1 pseudogene is annotated in these 1020 nt (G+C 42.6%); it reads right to left on the reverse strand.

The features are described 5' to 3' along the window. Positions 1-208, reverse strand: a pseudogene (locus tag DPF91_RS21755) (IS110 family transposase); the annotation flags it as partial. Positions 209-1020: the final 812 nt, after the last annotated feature.

Here is a 1020-nt window from a genome sequence, read left to right on the forward strand (position 1 = left end):
CAATAATGTGCTCCAGAACAAGCCTCCAATAATGTGCTCCAGAACAAGCCTCCATGGCGATGATGGATGGACTTTGATTTGCGACGTAGTTAAGTAGCTTGCTTCGTTGAAGCTTTTTACGGCCAAGGTTCTTTCCTTTATGATTGATTTCAAAAAGAAAGAAAATACTTTTTGCTAAGTCGATGCCGATGATTTTATGCTGAGTCATGGTCTTCTCCTTTTGCTTCGGGCCTGAACACTCCAAGCATGGCTGATAGTCATGTGAAGTGGTAGGGGGAGACCATCTCATCAACTTAATGCGGCGTTAGTTGCCAATGAAGAAAAAGTAACTAAATCAGCAATTTTAGGGCTAATGTCAGCGTGTTTTTGGCTAGGTTTTCGTGTTTCACCTTCTAGCTTTTCGAATCGGTGATAGTTTAGTTCTGGTTGGTGTGTCGCTGGATTCTCTGTTTCAGAAGCTGATTCGCTCGTTGAAAGTCTGCTCTGTTGCTTAGTCTTTCCAAGAGCGTTCTTTTGTGTTCAAAGTCCGTTTTCTGCGTCGCTGCAAATTCCAAGTGGTTTCAGTAACAGTCGCTTTGAAACTGCGCTTGATTTGAGTTTGTTAGAGTCAGTGAAAACAGTGTTGGCAAAGCCTCAATAAGCTTCAAGTTAAAGCGTTAGGGTAGGCAACTAACAAACAATTTAAGCAGATTCACAACGCTTGTCGATCTGCATTCTAGGTTAAGTTTAGTGTTTTATGGCACAATGTTTCAGTTAGGTGGTCGCGTTGTTCACTTATATGGTCTCCCCCGGTTTTGCAAGTCAGCAGCGTGATTAAAAGTGCAGGTTAACTACCATATATACGGCCTGTTTTAGCGGCTATTGCCTTGGCCAAGATGAGGCAGTCGAACACGCAGTCCTGATCAACTTATCGACTTTAAAAGCCAGTGTGAGCATAAGGTTTTCAACGTGTAGGATTTATCCTGTTATTCATCTCACTACGTACTTTGCAAAGGGTTGGTGGTGCATGGTGTTTTATGC

It is taken from the genome of Vibrio maerlii (genome assembly GCF_003415655.1).
Taxonomy (GTDB): domain Bacteria; phylum Pseudomonadota; class Gammaproteobacteria; order Enterobacterales; family Vibrionaceae; genus Vibrio; species Vibrio maerlii.